The following is a 16,070-nucleotide window of genomic DNA, read 5'->3' on the forward strand; positions in this document are numbered from 1 at the left end:
GTTCTCCCGTGACAGGCGCTAGCAGCTTAGCGCGGCGGGAGGCCGTGGACTATCCCTTGACGCCTCCCTTGACGGATCCCTTGGCTATTCCTTGGCTATCCTTTGGCCATCATCACCCGCAGCGCGGTCTTCAGCACCTTGCCATAATTGTTCTTCGGCAGGGCATCGAGATAGACATAGCGCTTCGGCCGCTTGAAGCGGGCGATCGAGGCAAGGCAATGCGCGTCGAGCCTGCCGTCGTCGGCGGCGGCCCCCTCCTCCAGCACGACGCAGGCGACGACGATCTCGCCCCATTCCGGATCCGGCACACCAATCGCCGAGACCTCGCGGACGTCGGGATGCGTCAGCAGCGCTTCCTCGACCTCGCGCGGATAGATGTTGGTGCCGCCGGAGATGATCACGTCCTTGGAACGGTCCGACAGTGTCAGGAAGCCGTCGGCATCGAGCCGGCCGACATCGCCGGTGCGCAGCCAGCCGTCCTTCAGCGTCTCGGCATTGGCCTTCGGATTGTTCCAGTAACCGAGCATCACGCTGGCGCCCTTGACCTCGATCTCGCCGGTCTCGCCCGCGGGCAGCGGCTGGCCGTCCTTGCCGGTGATGCGCACGGTGACGACGCTCTGCGCTGACCCGACGGATGCCAGCCGTTCGAGATAGCGCGGATGATCGCTCGCCCGGTGGCAGCCGCGCGAGAGCGCCGTGATCGTCATCGGCGACTCGCCCTGGCCGTAGATCTGCACGAAGCGCTGGCCCATCGTCGCCATCGCATCTCTGATGTCGGCCGTGTACATCGGGCCGCCGCCATAGATGATGGTGCGCAGCCCCTCGCCGTTCTCGCCGCGCCTCTTCGCGGCATCGACCAGGCGGCGCACCATGGTGGGCGCCGCGAACATCACGACGTTGTCGAGCTGGCGGCCGAGGTTGAGCACCTCGTCCGGATCGAACCCGCCGGACTCGGGAACCACGTGGCGGCCGCCCATCCGGACATGCGGGAAATTGTAGAGGCCGGCGCCATGCGAGATCGGCGCGGCATAGAGCGAGGCATCGTTCGGCGTCGCCGGATCGACGTCGGCGAGATAGCACAGCGACATCGCAAGCAGATTGCCGTGGCTCAGCATCACGCCCTTGGGACGGCCGGTGGTGCCGGAGGTATAGAACAGCCAGGCGAGATCATTGCTTTCGCGCGGCAGCGGCGCAGCTGGCCCCTCGCCGCTTCGCATCGCCTTGTAGGCGTCGCCGTCGACCGACAGCATGGTCATGCCGGCGGGGCAATCGTCCTTCGCCTCGGTCAGCGCGCCGATCGTATCATCGGACACGAAGGCCAGTTTGGCGCCGCCATTGCCGCAGATCCACGCCGCCTCGCGGCCGTGCAGCTTGGCGTTGATCGGGATCGCGGCAGCGCCGATCCACCAGATGCCGTAGAGGCATTCGAGATATTGCGTGCAGTTTGACGCAAACAGCGCGATCCGGTCACCGGCGGCAACCCCGTGATCGCGCGCCAGCGCCGCCCCGATCGAGGCGGCGCGGCGGGCGAAGGTTGCGTAGTCGGCGTCGAGGTCGAAGCCGGTCAGCAGCGCCGGCGCGTCGGGACGCGCCCGCGCCGTCGCCGCCAACCATTCGGCAATGTTCAAGCTACTTCGCCGGCTCGAGGATCGAGACGTAGTTGGCGACCGCAGCACCACCCATGTTGAAGATGCCGCCGATCTGCGGGTTCTTGAGCTGCATGCCCTCGGGCGCCTGGCCCGCGAGCTGCATCGCGCTCATCACGTGCATCGAGACGCCGGTGGCGCCGATCGGATGACCCTTGGCCTTGAGGCCGCCAGACGGATTGACCGGCAGCTTGCCGTCCTTCTGGGTCCAGCCTTCCATGATCGCGCGCGCACCCTGCCCCTTCGGCGTCAGGCCCATCGCTTCATATTCGATCAGCTCGGCGACGGTGAAGCAGTCATGGGTTTCGACGAAGGACAGATCGGAAAGCTGCAGCCCGGCCTTCTGCAGCGCGCGCTGCCAGGCGGTGGTGCAGCCTTCGAACTGCAGGATGTCGCGCTTGGACATCGGCAGGAAATCCTGCGCATGGGCGGTGGCGCGGATGTTCACCGCCTTGCCCATGGTCCTGGCGGTCTCGTCATCGGTCAGCACCAGCGCGGCGGCGCCGTCGGAGACCAGCGAGCAATCGGTGCGCTTCAGGGGACCGGCGACGAACGGGTTCTTGTCGCTCTCGGCGCGGCAGAACTCGAAGCCGAAATCCTTGCGCATCTGCGCATAGGGGTTGGCGACGCCGTTCTTGTGGTTCTTGGCGGCGATCATCGCCAGCGCATCCGACTGGTCGCCGTATTTCTGGAAATAGGCCTGCGCGATCTTGCCGAACACGCCGGCGAAGCCGCCGACCGTGTCGCCGTCCTCGGGCAGATACGATGCCTTCAACAGGTTCTTGCCGATCTCCGGACCCGGCGTCTTCGTCATCTGCTCGACGCCGACGACGAGCACGATCTTCGCGGCGCCGGCCTCGATGGCGCGAATGCCCTGGTGCACGGCGGCCGAGCCGGTGGCGCAGGCGTTCTCGACCCGGGTGGTCGGCTTGAAGCGCAGCGCCGGATTGGCCTGCAGCACCAGTGAGGCCGTAAAGTCCTGCGGCGAGAAGCCGGCGTTGAAATGGCCGAGCATGATCTCGTCGACGTCGGAGGCGGCAATGCCGGCATCGGCGAGCGCCTCGTTGGCGACCTTGACGACGAGACCCTCGACGGTCTCCGCGTCAAATTTTCCGAATGGCGTGTGCGCCCAACCGACAATGCTGGCTGCTGTCATGGCCGTATCTCCCTGTTCCTGTTCGGAAGTTATGTAGCGTATCTCGAGAGCGTTTTCGAGCGAAGCCTGTCCCGGACTCGATCCGGGATGGATACCGGTTCGCGTGAAGAAAACGCGTCAAAACCAGAAGCTAGAACCCCGTTCCGATCGGAACGGAGTTCTAGCCGGCTTTCAGGGTTTTCATCGCCTTCGCGCACATGGCAGTTATGCCGGCCCAGTTGCCGGCGCGGATATCGGCCGCCGGGCACAGCCAGGAGCCGCCGACCGCCAGCACATTGGGCTCGGCAAGCCAGGTCGCGGCATTAGCCTCGCCGATCCCACCGGTCGGGCAAACCCTGACATTCGGGAATGGACCGGCCAAGGCTCGCAGTGCCTTGATACCGCCGGCCTGCTCGGCGGGGAAGAATTTGACGACGTCGAAGCCGTGGCTCAGCGCCTGCATCAGCTCGGAGGCGGTCGCGATCCCCGGCGCGAAAGGCAGCCGGCTCTTGGCCACCGCCTTCAGCAGCTCGGGCGTCGCGCCCGGGCTGATGCCGAATTTGGCGCCAAGCGCCTCGGCGCGCGCCAGATCGTCGGCGTTGAGGATCGTGCCGATCCCGACCACCGCATCGGGCACCTCTGATATGATGGCCTTGGCCGCGTCGACCGCGACCGCCGTCCGCAGCGTCACCTCGAGCGTCCGCACGCCGCCGGCGACCAATGCTTTGGCGAGCGGCACCGCGTCCTCAAGCCGCTCGATGGTCAGCACCGGGATCACGGTGGCCTGGCGGATCAGCTCGGCGATCCGGTCCTGTTTCGATGTCGTTGTCATTGCGCGGCCTTGCGGGATGGTGGGGGACGCGGCGCCTTCTTCGGCGGCATGGCGTAGCGTGGAATGATCGCACCGGGATAGCACACCACGACGCCGGCCAGACGATGGCCGGCGCGCGCCGCCTCCTCGGGCTCGGCGCCGCCGAGCCGCGCGGCGAGATAGGCCGCGGCAAAACTGTCGCCGGCCGCCGTGGTATCGACCACCGGCTTGGTCAGCGGCTCGGCCCTCACCTCGCGCGTTCCGCCGGCGGAGCGCACGATGCAGGCGGGCTCGGCAAGCTTCAGCACCACTTCGGGGCTGCTGATGCCGGCGAGCAGTGCCGTGTTGCTTTCACCGGGATAGAGCGGCGCCAGATCCTCGGTCGAGGCAAGCACGATATCGGCGGCCTCGAACGCGCTGCTGAAGACTTTTCGCGCGACGTTCAGGTCCGGCCAGCCGCGGGCGCGGAAATTGGTGTCGAACGCAAAGCGCGTGCCGAGCAGCCGCGCCCGCTTCAACGCCGCCACCAGCCGCTCCCGCCCCTCTTCGCGCAGGATCGAGAGCGTGATCGCCGAGAGATAGACGAGGTCGTAGGTCGCGAGCGAGTTCAGGAGATCTTCCGTATCGGGCAGATCCATCAGCTCACGGGCGGCCGCGCTGTCGCGCCAGTGGAAGAAGCGCCGCTCGCCTTTGTCGTCGGTCTGGATCAGATAGAGCCCGGGCAGCTTGCCGGCCAATCGCACGACATGCTTGGTGCCGATGCCTTCGCTCGCCCAGCCCGCGATCATCTCATCGCTCAGCCCATCATCGCCGAGCGCCGTGATATAATCGATGTGGACACCGAGCCGCGACAGGTAGACGGCGGTGTTGAGCGTGTCGCCGCCATAGGCGCGCGAATACAGACCTCCGGGCTGGCCGCCCGGAGCCTGGCGCAGTTCGATCATGCATTCGCCGATGCTGGCGACCCTGGTCATGCCAAGACCCGCGTGCCTGAGCGGAGCTAGGCGGCGAACTTGCCGCCGAGCTCGTCCTCGATATGGATGCGGATGATGTCGTCGAACGTCTTCTCGGCCGTGGTGAAGCCGAGCTTCAGCGCGCGGTCGGTGGCGAAATCGCGCGGCCAGCCCGAGACGATGCCGATGATGGTCGGATCGGGCACCCGCTTGATCCGCGCGGTGACGTTCTTGCCGGCGACGCGCTCCAGCGAGGCGATCTGCTCGCCGACGCTGACGGACATCCCGGGCATGCTGAGATTGCGCCGCGGTCCGATCGCATCGAGATCCATGGTGCCGGCGTGCACCAGGAAGCCGACCGCCGATTTCGGCGAGGCGTGCCAGTGCCGCACGTCCTCGGAGACCGGCAGGATCGCCTCCTCGCCCGCCAGCGGCTCGCGGATGATGTTGGAGAAGAAGCCCGACGCCGCCTTGTTCGGCTTGCCCGGACGCACGCAGATCGTCGGCAGGCGGATCGAGATCCCCTCGAGCAGGCCCTTGCGGGTGTAGTCGTTGATCAGGAGCTCGCAGATCGACTTCTGCGTGCCGTAGCTGGTCAGCGGCGTATGGAAGAACTCGTCGCCGATCTTCTCCGGGAATGGCGCGCCGAACACCGCGATCGAGGAGGTGAACACCAGCCGCGGCTTGTAGCCGCCGCCGACGGCGCGGATCGCGTCGATCAGATAGCGGGTGCCGTCGAGATTGATCCGGTAGCCCTTGTCGAACTCGGCCTCCGCCTCGCCCGAGACGATCGCGGCGAGATGGAAGATCACGTCCGGGCGCTCGGCGATCAGCGGCGCCGCAGCGCCGGCATCGGCGAAATCGGACGCGACGACATTGACCGGGATCGAGGCATTGGCGGGCTTGGCCGGCGCGACCACGTCCTGCAAGGTCATCTTGCTGATGTCCTGCTTGCCGAGACGGCCCTCACGCAGCAGACGCTCGGTCAGCTTGCGGCCGACCATGCCGGCGGCGCCCAGAATCAGAATATGCACGACCCTGCTCCTTTTCTTGTCTTGTTCGAATTCAGTTGCGGGCCTTGCGCGCTTATTCCTTCACGGCACCCGTCATCGCCGAGACATAATGCTCAACGAAGAAGGCGTAAAGAATAACCAGCGGCAGAGAGCCGCATAGCGCCCCTGCCATCAGGGAACCCCAGCGATAGATGTCACCGTCAACGAATTCGTTGACGATGGCGACCGGCACGGTCTTGTTCGGGGTCGATTGCAGGAACGTCAGCGCGTAGATGAATTCGTTCCAGCACAGCGTGAAGCAGAAGATGAAGGCCGAGATCAGGCCGGGAACGGCGAGCGGCAGCACGATCTTGATCAGGATCTGCCAGCGGCTGGCGCCGTCGATCAGCGCGCACTCCTCGAGCTCGAACGGGATGGTCTTGAAATAGCCCATCAAGAGCCAGGTCGAGAACGGGATCAGGATCGTCGGATAGGTCAGGATCAGCGCCAGCGGCGAGTCGAACAGGCCGTACTGGAACACGACGGTCGCGAGCGGAATGAACAGGATCGACGGCGGCACCAGATAGGCCAGGAAGATCAGGCCGCCGACGAGGTTGGCGCCCTTGTAGCGCAGCCGCACGATCGCATAGGCCGCGAGCACGCTCGCGATGATCGACAGCACGGTGGCGCCGATCGCCACATACATCGTGTTCCAGAGCCAATGCGGATAGTAGCTCTCGAACAGCAGCTTGTGGATGTGCTTGAAGGTCGGATTCCAGGTCCAGAACGGATTGTACTTGTCGAGGTCGAGCAGCTGGTCGTCCGGCTTGATCGCCGTCAGCCCCATCCAATAGAACGGGAACAGCAGGATGATGACGATGATCGACAGCGGGATGTAGAGCGTCACGATCCGCCGCGGCACCGACTGCAGATAGCTCATGCCCTCGCTGTTGTCGACGCGCGCCGACGTCGACAGGATGGACTTGAGATCGACCTTTTGGGCGGGGAGATCAGTCATTGCTCTCTCCTTGGCGCGCGCGGGGCCTGCCCCGTTCGCGCAAAGAAACCGGCCCGGCGGCAGAGATCAGTCATTGCTCTCTCCCTGTTGCCACTTCCTGCGCTGCAAGCCGAACCAGGACACCATGATCGCGGCGAGCAGGAACGGGATCATCGCGCTCGAGATCGCCGCGCCCTCGCCCAGCTGCCCCGCGATGATCGCGCGCTGGTAGGACAGCGTCGCCATCAGATGCGTGGCGTTGACCGGGCCGCCGCGGGTCATTGCCCAGATCAGCTGGAAATCGGTGAAGGTGAACAACACCGAGAAGGTCATCACGACCGCGATGATCGGCGTCAGCAAGGGATAGGTGATGAAGCGGAACATCTGCCAGCGCGAGGCGCCGTCGAGCGTCGCCGCCTCATAGAGCGAAGGTTGCACGGTCTGCAGGCCGGCCAGCAGCGTGATCGCGACGAACGGCACGCCGCGCCAGATGTTGGCGAAGATCACGCAGATGCGGGCCCAGGTGGTGTCGCCGAGGAAATTGATGTTCTGGGTGATCAGGCCGAGGTGCTTCAGCGACCATGAGATGATCGAGAACTGCGAATCGAAGATCCACCAGAACGCCAGCGCCGACAGCACGGTCGGCACGATGAACGGGATCAGCACCGCGGCGCGCAGCAGCGCCTTGAACGGCATGCGCTCGTTCAGCAGCAGCGCGAGATAGAGCCCGACCGCAAATTTTATCGCGCTCGCGATGAAGGTGTAGAGCAGCGTGTTGAACACCGACAGCCAGAAGATTGAATCGTCCCACAGCCACTCATAATTCTCGGTGCCGATGAAATGACCGACGCGGCCAATGCGGGTGTCGGTGAAGGACAGCCAGACCCCGAGCCCCAGCGGATAGGCCAGGAAGAAGATCAGGAACGCCAGCGCCGGCAACATGAACCAGAAGCCGAGCCAGTTCTTGTTGTGGCGCAGCTGATCCCAGGCGGTCGCTTCGCGGATTTCCGTCTTCGCACGCGGCGCAAGGGCGATGTCAGCCATAGGCGATGTCCCGATTGCTCAAAGGATTGAGCATGACTACGCAATATTCCAGTGATGGCATTCCAATGATGGCGCGGGCGGCGGTGCTCCGCCGCCCGCGGCCATCACATCAGCGATAGATGCGCTTCAGCTGCCGCTCGGCCTCCGCCATCGCGGTCTTGCCGTCCTTGGCGCCGGTGCAGTAGTTCGCGAACATGTCGACGACGATGAAGTCGGCGATCGCGGTCGCCGCCTTCTCGCCCGGCGTGCCGATGCCGGAGGCCGGCAGCGCGCGCTTCGAGGCCTGGCCGAACACCGCGTTCTTCGGATCTTCCTTCCAGACCGGCGCCGCGTCATAGGCATTGAGCGTGTGGGTGAGATAACCCCGCGCGCCCGACAGCCACTTCTCGAAATTCTCCTTCTCCAGCATGAAGGCGATGAACGCCTTCGCCGCGTTCGGATATTTGCAGAAGTTGAAGGCGAGGATCGGAACCGCGAGCTGCAGCTCGGTCGGCTTGCCGATCGGCCCGACCGGCCACAGCGCGTGGTCGATGTCTTCGGCGAGCTCCTTCTTGCTCGGGTCGTCCTTGGCCGCGACGTAGATCGAGATGCCGTTCGAGGTCAGGTACAATTCGCCGGACAGGAACGCCTTGTTGTTGGAGGAGTCGTTCCAGGATGCGACACCGGGAATGAAGGTCTCCGACAGCGCCTTGGCGTATTCCAGCGCCTTCATCGTCTCTGGCGAGTTGATGATGACCTTGTCGTCCTTGTCGACGGTCCAGCCGTTGAAGCCCCACAGGATGTTGTGCACCCAGGCATTGGCGTCGCCGGTGGCGTGGCCGAGCGCGAAGCCGGCCGGCGTGTTGTTCGCCTTCAGCGCCTTGCAGAGTTCGAGATAGGCCGGGAAATCGGACGGCACCTGCTTGAAGCCGGCCTTCTCGACCGCCGACTTGCGATAGGTCAGATAGCCGCCGATGGTGGCGACGGGAATGCCGAGCCAGTCGTTGCCTTGCTTGCAGGTCTTGGCCGCGGCCTCGGTCCAGCCGCCGTATTTGTTGCCGAGATAATCGGCAACGTCGTTCATCTTGAGGACCTTGGTCGGGAACAGCTGCGGCAGCGTGTGCAGGCCCCAGGCAAGGTCGAGACCCGAGCCGGTGTTGGCGGCGACCGACGCCTTCGGCTGCACGTCCTCGAAGGATTCGCTGAACACGTTCATCTCGGTGCCGGTCGCCGCCTTGAAGGCCGCCACCATGGCATTGAAGGCATCGTCTTCCGCGGGCACGAAGCGCTTCCAGCGCATCACGGTGAGCTTGGCACCGGGCTCCGCCTTCCAGGGCGCGCTCTGCGCCCAGGCCTTGGCGAAGTCAAACAGCGCCGGACCGGTGAGCATCCCGGATGCGGCCAGCGCGGTGCCGCCCTGAAGTAGCGAGCGGCGAGTCAAATCGTGCATCGTCCTTCCTCCCAATGAATGTGTTCTTATTGTTTTTGATCTGGCCTGTTGGTCGGCCATTAGGATCAATCGGTCCGTCAGCTATTCAGTCGTTTCCCCGTCGAATCGTCGAACAGATGGACCAGCGCCGGATCCGGCTTGAGCCGAACCTTGTCGCCGGGGTTGAACAGATGACGCTCGCGGAATACCGCGACGACCTGCTCGCCGCCGAGCTTGGCGAACACCTGGGTCTCCGAGCCGGTCGGCTCGACTACCACGATCTCCGCCTCGGCGCCGTCATCGGCGATGGTGAAATGCTCGGGCCGCACGCCGTAGACCGCGGGCTTGCCATCGGAATTGGCCGGCGCCGATTTCAGCGGCAGCTTGACGCCGTTCGGTCCCTCGAAATACGCCGAGCCGTTCACCTTCACATTGCCCTTGAGGAAATTCATCGCGGGCGAGCCGATGAAACCGGCCACGAACTGGTTCGCCGGCGTGTCGTAGAGTTCGAGCGGCGAGCCCATCTGCTCGACGATGCCGTCGTGCATCACGACGATCTTGTCGGCCATGGTCATGGCCTCGATCTGGTCGTGGGTGACGTAGACGGTCGTGGTCTTCAGCCGCTGGTGCAGCTCCTTGATCTCGGTGCGCATCGCAACGCGCAGCTTGGCGTCGAGGTTCGACAGCGGCTCGTCGAACAGGAACACCTGCGGATCGCGCACGATGGCGCGGCCCATCGCGACGCGCTGGCGCTGGCCGCCGGAGAGCTGGCGCGGATAGCGCTCGAGCAGCGGCGTCAACGCGAGGATTTCCGCGGCGCGCTTGACGCCGGTCGAGATCTCCTCGGGCTTGGCGCCGCGCAGCTTCAGCGAGAAGCCCATGTTGTCGGCGACCGTCATGTGCGGATAGAGCGCGTAGTTCTGGAACACCATGGCAATGTCGCGCTCTTTGGGCTGGACATTGTTGACGACGCGGTCGCCGATCGAGATCGTGCCGGAGGTGATGTTCTCAAGCCCGGCCAGCATGCGGAGCAGGGTCGACTTGCCGCAGCCGGAGGGGCCGACCAGGACGACGAACTCGCCGTCCTCGATCGGGATCGACACGCCGTGCAGGACCTCAAAATTGCCGAACGATTTCCGCACGTCGCGAATCTGGACCGACGACATCCACTTCCCTCCCTCAAGCTCCCGGCGGCGTACGACGAGTGCCGCCACCGCTCTGTTTTGTTCCGGCCGCGCTGGGAGCGCGGCACTGTTAGACCTGCGTTATTGTCCGCAGTTTATCCGGTTTTGGCAATCGTTCGATTAGCAATCGCTTGGTAGCGCTGTCAATATCGGTTTGTCTGCGACGAACGTCGTGATATGAGCGGCAAATGGCCCGAAAGCGCATCACGCCAGGCAAGATCCGGCTCGCCGAAGTCGCGAAGCTCGCCGGTGTCAGTCCGATTACGGCCTCGCGCTTCTTCAGGAATCCGGAAGCACTGTCGGCCGGCAAACGCGCCCGGGTCGAGAGTGCGGCAAAAGAACTCGGCTACGTGCCCAATCTCGCGGCACGCGCGCTTGCGTCGCAGCGCACCGAGGTGATCGGTGTCCTGATCCCGTCGCTGACCAACAACGTGTTCGCCGACGTGCTGCGCGGCATCTATGACGCGCTCGACGGCAGCCGCTACAGCATCCAGCTCGCCAACACCCGCTACAGCATCCTGCAGGAAGAGCGCCTGCTGCGTCTTTTTCTGGCACAGAAGCCGGCCGGGCTGATCATCACCGGCATCAACCAGACCCCAGATTCCCGCCGCATCATGGAGACGGTCGATTGCCCGATCGTGCAAATCATGGAGATCGGTCCCTCTCCGATCGACATGATGATCGGATTCTCGCATTTTGACGCGGCAAAAGCCGCAATCGCCCACCTGCTCGCGCAGGGCAACCGGCGGATCGGCTTCCTCGGCGCGCGGATGGATCCGCGGGTGCAGCGGCGGCTCGACGGCTATCGCGCCGCGATGACCGAGGCCGCGCTGTTCGACCCGCAGCTCATTGTCACGACCGCTATTCCAACCTCGGTGACATTAGGCGGGACGCTGTTTGCCGACCTGCTCGCCAAGGCGCCCGACATCGACGCGGTGTTCTGCGTCAACGACGACCTTGCGCTCGGCGCGCTGTTCGAATGCAAGCGCCGGCACATGGCGGTGCCGGAGCAACTTGCGATCGTCGGCTTCAACGACCTCGAATTCATGGCGTCGAGCGAGCCGACGCTGAGCAGCGTACGCACCAATCGCTACGAAATGGGCAGAAACGCTGCCCTGATGGTGATCGAAACGCTCGAAGGACGCCGGCCGGCCGAGCCTGTCGTCGATCTCGGCTTCAGCGTCATGGAACGCCAAAGCTCGGCGCGACGCAGCTGACATCCACCTGACACCAACCCGTCACAACGGACGCGAAAGATGACAAAATGATAGCGCAACCAAGCCTCTTCAACTAAGGTCCAATCCATCCACCGAAACACCTGTGCGTGATCGCTTCGGTTTGTAAAGCGCGGCGATTTGCGCAAGGTAGAACGACGTTGAACCAGAGCCCTTGAATGGGCCCATCAAGAGTTTGCATTGCGGGAGAAACCAATGACAAAACCCCACACCAACGGGCACAGCGCCGCAGGCGAGACCAGCAAGGGCAAGGGCCGCAGGCTCCGCTCCCAGGAATGGTTCGATAACCCGCACAATCCGGGCATGACCGCGCTCTATCTCGAGCGCTACCTCAATTACGGCCTGACCCGCGAGGAATTGCAGTCGGGCAAGCCGATCATCGGCATCGCCCAGACCGGCAACGACCTGTCGCCGTGCAACCGGCATCACCTCGAGCTTGCGCACCGCGTCCGCGAGGGTATCCGCGCCGCCGGCGGCATCGCGATGGAATTTCCGACCCATCCGATCCAGGAGACCGGCAAGCGCCCGACCGCGGCGCTCGACCGCAACCTCGCCTATCTCGGCCTGGTCGAGGTGCTGTTCGGCTATCCGCTCGACGGCGTGGTGCTGACCACCGGCTGCGACAAGACCACCCCGGCCTGCATGATGGCGGCGGCGACCGTCAACCTGCCGGCGATCGTGCTGTCGGGCGGGCCGATGCTGAACGGCTGGCACGAGGGCCAACGCACCGGCTCCGGCACGGTGGTCTGGAAGGCGCGCGAGCGGCTCGCCGCCGGCGAGATCGATTATGAACAGTTCATCGAGATCGTGGCCTCCTCGGCACCGTCGGTCGGCCATTGCAACACGATGGGCACCGCCTCGACGATGAATTCTCTAGCGGAGGCGCTCGGCTTCTCGCTGCCGGGCTGCGCGGCGATCCCGGCGCCGTATCGCGAGCGCGGCCAGATCGCCTACGAGACCGGCAAACGGATCGTCGACATGGTCTGGGAAGATCTGAAGCCGTCGGACTTCCTGACCCGCGAGGCGTTCGAGAACTGCATCGTGGTCAACTCCGCGATCGGCGGCTCGACCAATGCGCCGATCCACATCAATGCGCTGGCGCGCCATGTCGGCGTCGAGCTGTCGATCGACGACTGGCAGAAATACGGCCACGACGTGCCGCTCTTGGTGAACATGCAGCCGGCCGGCTTCTATCTCGGCGAGGAATATCACCGCGCCGGCGGCGTGCCCTCGGTGGTGCGCGAATTGATCAAGCACAAGCGCATCCATGAAGGCGCCCTCACCGTCAACGGCCGCACCATGGGCGAGAACTGCAAGGAAGCGCCGAAGCCCGACGGCGACGTGATCTGGAGCTTCGACAAGCCGCTGGTGAAGGATGCCGGCTTCATCGTGCTGCGCGGCAATCTGTTTGATTCCGCGATCATGAAGACCAGCGTGATCTCCAAGGAATTCCGCGACCGCTATCTGTCCAACCCGAGGGACCTCAACGCCTTCGAGGGCCGCGCCATCGTGTTCGAGGGTCCGGAGGACTATCATGCGCGGATCGAGGATCCCGCGCTCGACATCGACGAGCACTGCGTGCTGTTCGTTCGCGGCACCGGCCCGATCGGCTATCCCGGCGGCGCCGAGGTCGTGAACATGCAGCCGCCGGCGGCGCTGATCAAACGCGGCATCCTGTCCCTGCCCTGCATCGGCGATGGTCGGCAGTCCGGCACCTCGGGATCGCCCTCGATCCTCAACGCCTCGCCGGAAGCCGCCGCCGACGGCGGGCTCGCGATCCTCAAGACCGGCGACAAGGTGCGCATCGACCTCAACAAGGGCAGCGCCAACATCATGATCTCGGAGGATGAGCTGCGCACCCGCCGCGCCGAGCTGAAGGCCAAGGGCGGCTTCCCGCACCCGGCCAACCAGACGCCGTGGCAGGAGCTCTACCGGCAGACCGTCGGCCAGCACGCCACCGGCGCCTGCCTCGAGCTCGCCACGCGCTACCACGATATCGCGGGCAAGGTCGGCGTGGCGCGGGATAATCACTGAAGCATCACCGTCATTCCGGGATGGTGCGATAGCACCAGACCCGGAATCTCGAGATTCCGGGTTCGCGCTGCGCGCGCCGCAGAATGACAGGCAAGAGAAAAGGAAGAATTGCATGTCCAATCGACTGAAGGGCAAACGCGCCGTCGTAACCGCCGCGGCGGCGGGTATCGGGCGCGCATGCGCGATCGCATTCGCGCGTGAAGGCGCGACCGTGATCGCCACCGACATCAACGAGAGCGGCATCGCCACGCTGGGCAAGGACGGCATCGCCGAGACCGCGCGGCTCGACGTACGCAGCACCGCTGAGGTCAACAGCTTCGCCAAGCGCGTCGGCAAGATCGACATCCTGCTCAATGCGGCGGGCTTCGTGCATCACGGCACCATTCTGGAGTGCTCCGACGAGGACTTCGACTTCTCGTTCGATCTCAACGTCAAATCCATGCACCGGACCATCAAGGCGTTCCTGCCTGCGATGCTGGCGGGCGGCGGCGGCAGCATCGTCAACATCTCGTCCTGCGCGGCGTTGCGGCCGCCGGCCAATCGCTACGTCTACAGCGCATCGAAGGCGGCGGTTTCGCTGCTGACGCGCGCGGTCGCGCTGGACTTCATCACCCAGGGCATCCGCTGCAACGCGATCTGCCCCGGTACCGTGGAGACGCCCTCGATGCTGGACCGCGCAGCTGCCGCAGGCCCGGACGGACGCGAGAAATTCGTCGCCCGCCAGAAGATGGGCCGGCTCGGCACCGCCGAGGAGATCGCTGCCATGGCGGTCTACCTTGCGAGCGACGAAGCCGCTTTCACCACCGGCGTCGACATGGTCGTCGACGGCGGCTTCATGCTCTGACCTTCAAACCTCTCCCCGCTCTTTGCGGGGAGAGGTCGGAAGCGAAGCTTCCGGGTGAGGGGCGAGGCACAATACCTCCGCACCAGTATGTGGAGACAACCCCTCACCCCACCCTCTCCCCGTAAGAACGGGGCGAGGGAGCAGATTTCCGCCGCGGCTGCACCTGAGGCAAACGTCAAAGGACTGAAACAATGAACAAGATCGATCTCGACGGCCGCTGCGCCGTCGTCACCGGCGGCGCGCAAGGGTTCGGCCGGGCCATCACCGAGCGCTTCGTCGCCTCCGGCGCCAGGGTCGCGATCTGGGATTTCGATCAGCCGCTGGCGGAGAAGACCGCCAAGGCGATCGGCGAGAACGTGATCGCGATCAAGACCGACGTCACCGATCCCGCCGCGGTCGACGCCGCGCGCGACCAGACGCTGCGGGCATTCGGCAAGATCGACATCCTCGTCAACAACGCCGGCATCACCGGAGCCAACAAGCCGGTCTGGGAAACCGATCTCGAAGACTGGCGCAGGGTGATCCGCCTCAATCTCGAGGGTCCCTTCATCTGCTGCAAGGCGATCGTGCCGACCATGATCGGCCAGAAATACGGCCGCATCGTCAACATCGCCTCGATCGCCGGCAAGGAAGGCAACCCGAACGCCGCGCATTATTCCTCGTCGAAGGCCGGCCTGATCGCGCTCACCAAGTCGCTCGGCAAGGAGCTCGCGCAGCACGACATCCTGGTCAACGCGGTGACGCCGGCCGCAGCGAAGACCGCGATCTTCGACCAGATGACGCAAGCGCACATCGACTTCATGCTGTCGAAGATTCCCAAAGCCCGCTTCGTGCTGGTCGAGGAGCTCGCCGCGATGGTGGCCTGGCTGGCCTCGGAGGATTGCGCGTTCTCGACCGGCGCGGTGTTCGACATTTCCGGCGGACGGGCGACGTACTAGGCCGTGTACCTGTAAACCCAGCGGCGTCATGTGACTGGTGACTACGTCCGCTTTGCTCCAATAGCGATCCGGCAGCGCAATATGTCGCGGCAGACAATGGTGCGCGCCTGCATAGTGGTTGTCGCCCCGGATGGCGCAAGGTATCGTTTCGGTTTGCAGAGTGGTCCTATCCGGCGGAGAAGATCGCATGCTCAAGATTTTTGGAGCCCCTCATTCCCGCGCGTTTCGCGTCATTTGGCTCGCAAACGAGATCGGCATTCCCTACGAACACATCCCCGTAACATTCAGCGTACCGAACGCCCAATGCAAGGAACCCTGGTATCTCGAGCTGAACCCGAACGGGCTTGTGCCCACTATCGATGACAGCGGCTTTGTCATGTGGGAGACTGCCGCGATCAACCTCTATCTCGCCGAGACTTACAAGAATTCGCTTTATCCGTCGACGCCGCAAAGCCGAGGCCGGATTCTCCAGTGGTCGTTCTTCGCGACCACCGAAGTTGAACCGGCGCTGATAACGCTGTTCCGAAATCGGGTTTTCTATCCGCCCGAGCAGCGGAACGAGACCTTGGCCGTTCAGGCAGAACAAACTCTGCGCGTGAAGCTGGCGGTCCTCGAGGATCAGCTCGCCAAAACCCCGTTTCTCGGCGGCGATACGTGGAACATGGCTGACTTTATGGTTGCGTGCGTGCTGTATGTCCTCACCCGTTTAAAGTTAGACCTCACGGCTTACCCGAAACTTGAGGTTTGGCTGGCTGCCAGTCTCGATAGACCGGCCGCGCAGGTGGCCCGCAAACTTCGAGAATAGAATTGTCGCGCCACTGCAGATGCTTGATCCGCTCCAGCGCCCTA

The 16,070-nt window shown here is 64.4% G+C and carries 14 protein-coding genes; 5 read left to right on the plus strand and 9 right to left on the minus strand.

The features are described 5' to 3' along the window. Positions 1-95 precede the first annotated feature (95 nt). The 9 genes from XH92_RS27380 to XH92_RS27420 all read right to left on the minus strand — a co-directional run bounded on the left by XH92_RS27380 (position 96) and on the right by XH92_RS27420 (position 10,152). Positions 96-1,628 carry a class I adenylate-forming enzyme family protein gene (locus tag XH92_RS27380; RefSeq protein WP_194454890.1) on the minus strand — a complete coding sequence of 511 codons (1,533 nt, stop codon included), beginning with the start codon at positions 1,626-1,628 and terminating at the stop codon, positions 96-98. 1 nt (position 1,629) lies between these two features. Beyond that, positions 1,630-2,802, minus strand: a complete 1,173-nt coding sequence (locus tag XH92_RS27385; protein WP_194454891.1) for an acetyl-CoA acetyltransferase — start codon at positions 2,800-2,802, stop codon at positions 1,630-1,632. Between the two features lie 160 nt (positions 2,803-2,962). Next, positions 2,963-3,613, minus strand: coding sequence for a bifunctional 4-hydroxy-2-oxoglutarate aldolase/2-dehydro-3-deoxy-phosphogluconate aldolase (gene eda, locus XH92_RS27390; protein WP_194454892.1), 651 nt, complete (start codon positions 3,611-3,613; stop codon positions 2,963-2,965). Next, a complete protein-coding gene (locus tag XH92_RS27395; protein ID WP_194454893.1) occupies positions 3,610-4,566 on the minus strand; it encodes a sugar kinase in 957 nt (318 codons plus the stop codon). Before XH92_RS27395 ends, eda begins: the two co-directional genes overlap by 4 nt. A 26-nt stretch (positions 4,567-4,592) precedes the next feature. After that, positions 4,593-5,579: a D-erythronate dehydrogenase gene (gene denD / locus XH92_RS27400; protein WP_194454894.1), complete on the minus strand. Its 987-nt coding sequence runs from the start codon at positions 5,577-5,579 to the stop codon at positions 4,593-4,595. 52 nt (positions 5,580-5,631) lie between these two features. Further along, positions 5,632-6,555 (minus strand): carbohydrate ABC transporter permease, encoded by a 924-nt coding sequence (locus tag XH92_RS27405; RefSeq protein ID WP_194454895.1) that lies wholly within the window; start codon positions 6,553-6,555, stop codon positions 5,632-5,634. 66 nt (positions 6,556-6,621) lie between these two features. Next, positions 6,622-7,578 (minus strand): carbohydrate ABC transporter permease, encoded by a 957-nt coding sequence (locus XH92_RS27410; RefSeq protein ID WP_194454896.1) that lies wholly within the window; start codon positions 7,576-7,578, stop codon positions 6,622-6,624. A 109-nt stretch (positions 7,579-7,687) separates the two neighbouring features. Beyond that, complete coding sequence (locus tag XH92_RS27415) at positions 7,688-9,007, minus strand: ABC transporter substrate-binding protein (protein WP_194454897.1); 1,320 nt, start codon at positions 9,005-9,007, stop codon at positions 7,688-7,690. Between the two features lie 77 nt (positions 9,008-9,084). Continuing rightward, positions 9,085-10,152 carry an ABC transporter ATP-binding protein gene (locus XH92_RS27420; protein ID WP_194454898.1) on the minus strand — a complete coding sequence of 356 codons (1,068 nt, stop codon included), beginning with the start codon at positions 10,150-10,152 and terminating at the stop codon, positions 9,085-9,087. A 206-nt stretch (positions 10,153-10,358) separates the two neighbouring features. Here XH92_RS27420 and XH92_RS27425 point away from each other — a divergent pair, with 206 nt between their 5' ends. The 5 genes from XH92_RS27425 (at position 10,359) to XH92_RS27445 (ending at position 16,026) form a co-directional block, all read left to right on the plus strand. After that, positions 10,359-11,387 (plus strand): LacI family DNA-binding transcriptional regulator, encoded by a 1,029-nt coding sequence (locus tag XH92_RS27425; RefSeq protein ID WP_194454899.1) that lies wholly within the window; start codon positions 10,359-10,361, stop codon positions 11,385-11,387. A 213-nt stretch (positions 11,388-11,600) separates the two neighbouring features. Then, on the plus strand, positions 11,601-13,439 hold the full coding sequence (locus XH92_RS27430; protein WP_194454900.1) for an IlvD/Edd family dehydratase: 1,839 nt from the start codon (positions 11,601-11,603) through the stop codon (positions 13,437-13,439). A 112-nt stretch (positions 13,440-13,551) separates the two neighbouring features. Then, a complete protein-coding gene (locus tag XH92_RS27435; protein ID WP_194454901.1) occupies positions 13,552-14,283 on the plus strand; it encodes an SDR family oxidoreductase in 732 nt (243 codons plus the stop codon). A gap of 191 nt (positions 14,284-14,474) precedes the next feature. Continuing rightward, the gene (locus tag XH92_RS27440; RefSeq protein WP_194454902.1) at positions 14,475-15,221 is read left to right on the plus strand and encodes an SDR family NAD(P)-dependent oxidoreductase; all 747 of its coding nucleotides are present in this window, start codon (positions 14,475-14,477) and stop codon (positions 15,219-15,221) included. Between the two features lie 187 nt (positions 15,222-15,408). Then, a complete protein-coding gene (locus XH92_RS27445; protein ID WP_194454903.1) occupies positions 15,409-16,026 on the plus strand; it encodes a glutathione S-transferase family protein in 618 nt (205 codons plus the stop codon). Positions 16,027-16,070: the final 44 nt, after the last annotated feature.

It is taken from the genome of Bradyrhizobium sp. CCBAU 53421 (assembly GCF_015291625.1).
Taxonomy (GTDB): Bacteria; Pseudomonadota; Alphaproteobacteria; order Rhizobiales; family Xanthobacteraceae; genus Bradyrhizobium.

What these genes read in the sequence shown, in the direction of transcription:
- XH92_RS27420 (WP_194454898.1), bottom strand. Translation starts at nt 10,152, where the DNA reads ATGTCGTCGGTCCAGATTCGCGACGTGCGGAAATCGTTCGGCAATTTT.
- XH92_RS27425 (WP_194454899.1), top strand. Translation starts at nt 10,359, where the DNA reads ATGGCCCGAAAGCGCATCACGCCAGGCAAGATCCGGCTCGCCGAAGTC.
- XH92_RS27405 (WP_194454895.1), bottom strand. Translation starts at nt 6,555, where the DNA reads ATGACTGATCTCCCCGCCCAAAAGGTCGATCTCAAGTCCATCCTGTCG.
- XH92_RS27385 (WP_194454891.1), bottom strand. Translation starts at nt 2,802, where the DNA reads ATGACAGCAGCCAGCATTGTCGGTTGGGCGCACACGCCATTCGGAAAA.
- eda (WP_194454892.1), bottom strand. Translation starts at nt 3,613, where the DNA reads ATGACAACGACATCGAAACAGGACCGGATCGCCGAGCTGATCCGCCAG.
- XH92_RS27440 (WP_194454902.1), top strand. Translation starts at nt 14,475, where the DNA reads ATGAACAAGATCGATCTCGACGGCCGCTGCGCCGTCGTCACCGGCGGC.
- XH92_RS27445 (WP_194454903.1), top strand. Translation starts at nt 15,409, where the DNA reads ATGCTCAAGATTTTTGGAGCCCCTCATTCCCGCGCGTTTCGCGTCATT.
- XH92_RS27435 (WP_194454901.1), top strand. Translation starts at nt 13,552, where the DNA reads ATGTCCAATCGACTGAAGGGCAAACGCGCCGTCGTAACCGCCGCGGCG.
- XH92_RS27415 (WP_194454897.1), bottom strand. Translation starts at nt 9,007, where the DNA reads ATGCACGATTTGACTCGCCGCTCGCTACTTCAGGGCGGCACCGCGCTG.
- XH92_RS27395 (WP_194454893.1), bottom strand. Translation starts at nt 4,566, where the DNA reads ATGACCAGGGTCGCCAGCATCGGCGAATGCATGATCGAACTGCGCCAG.
- XH92_RS27410 (WP_194454896.1), bottom strand. Translation starts at nt 7,578, where the DNA reads ATGGCTGACATCGCCCTTGCGCCGCGTGCGAAGACGGAAATCCGCGAA.
- XH92_RS27430 (WP_194454900.1), top strand. Translation starts at nt 11,601, where the DNA reads ATGACAAAACCCCACACCAACGGGCACAGCGCCGCAGGCGAGACCAGC.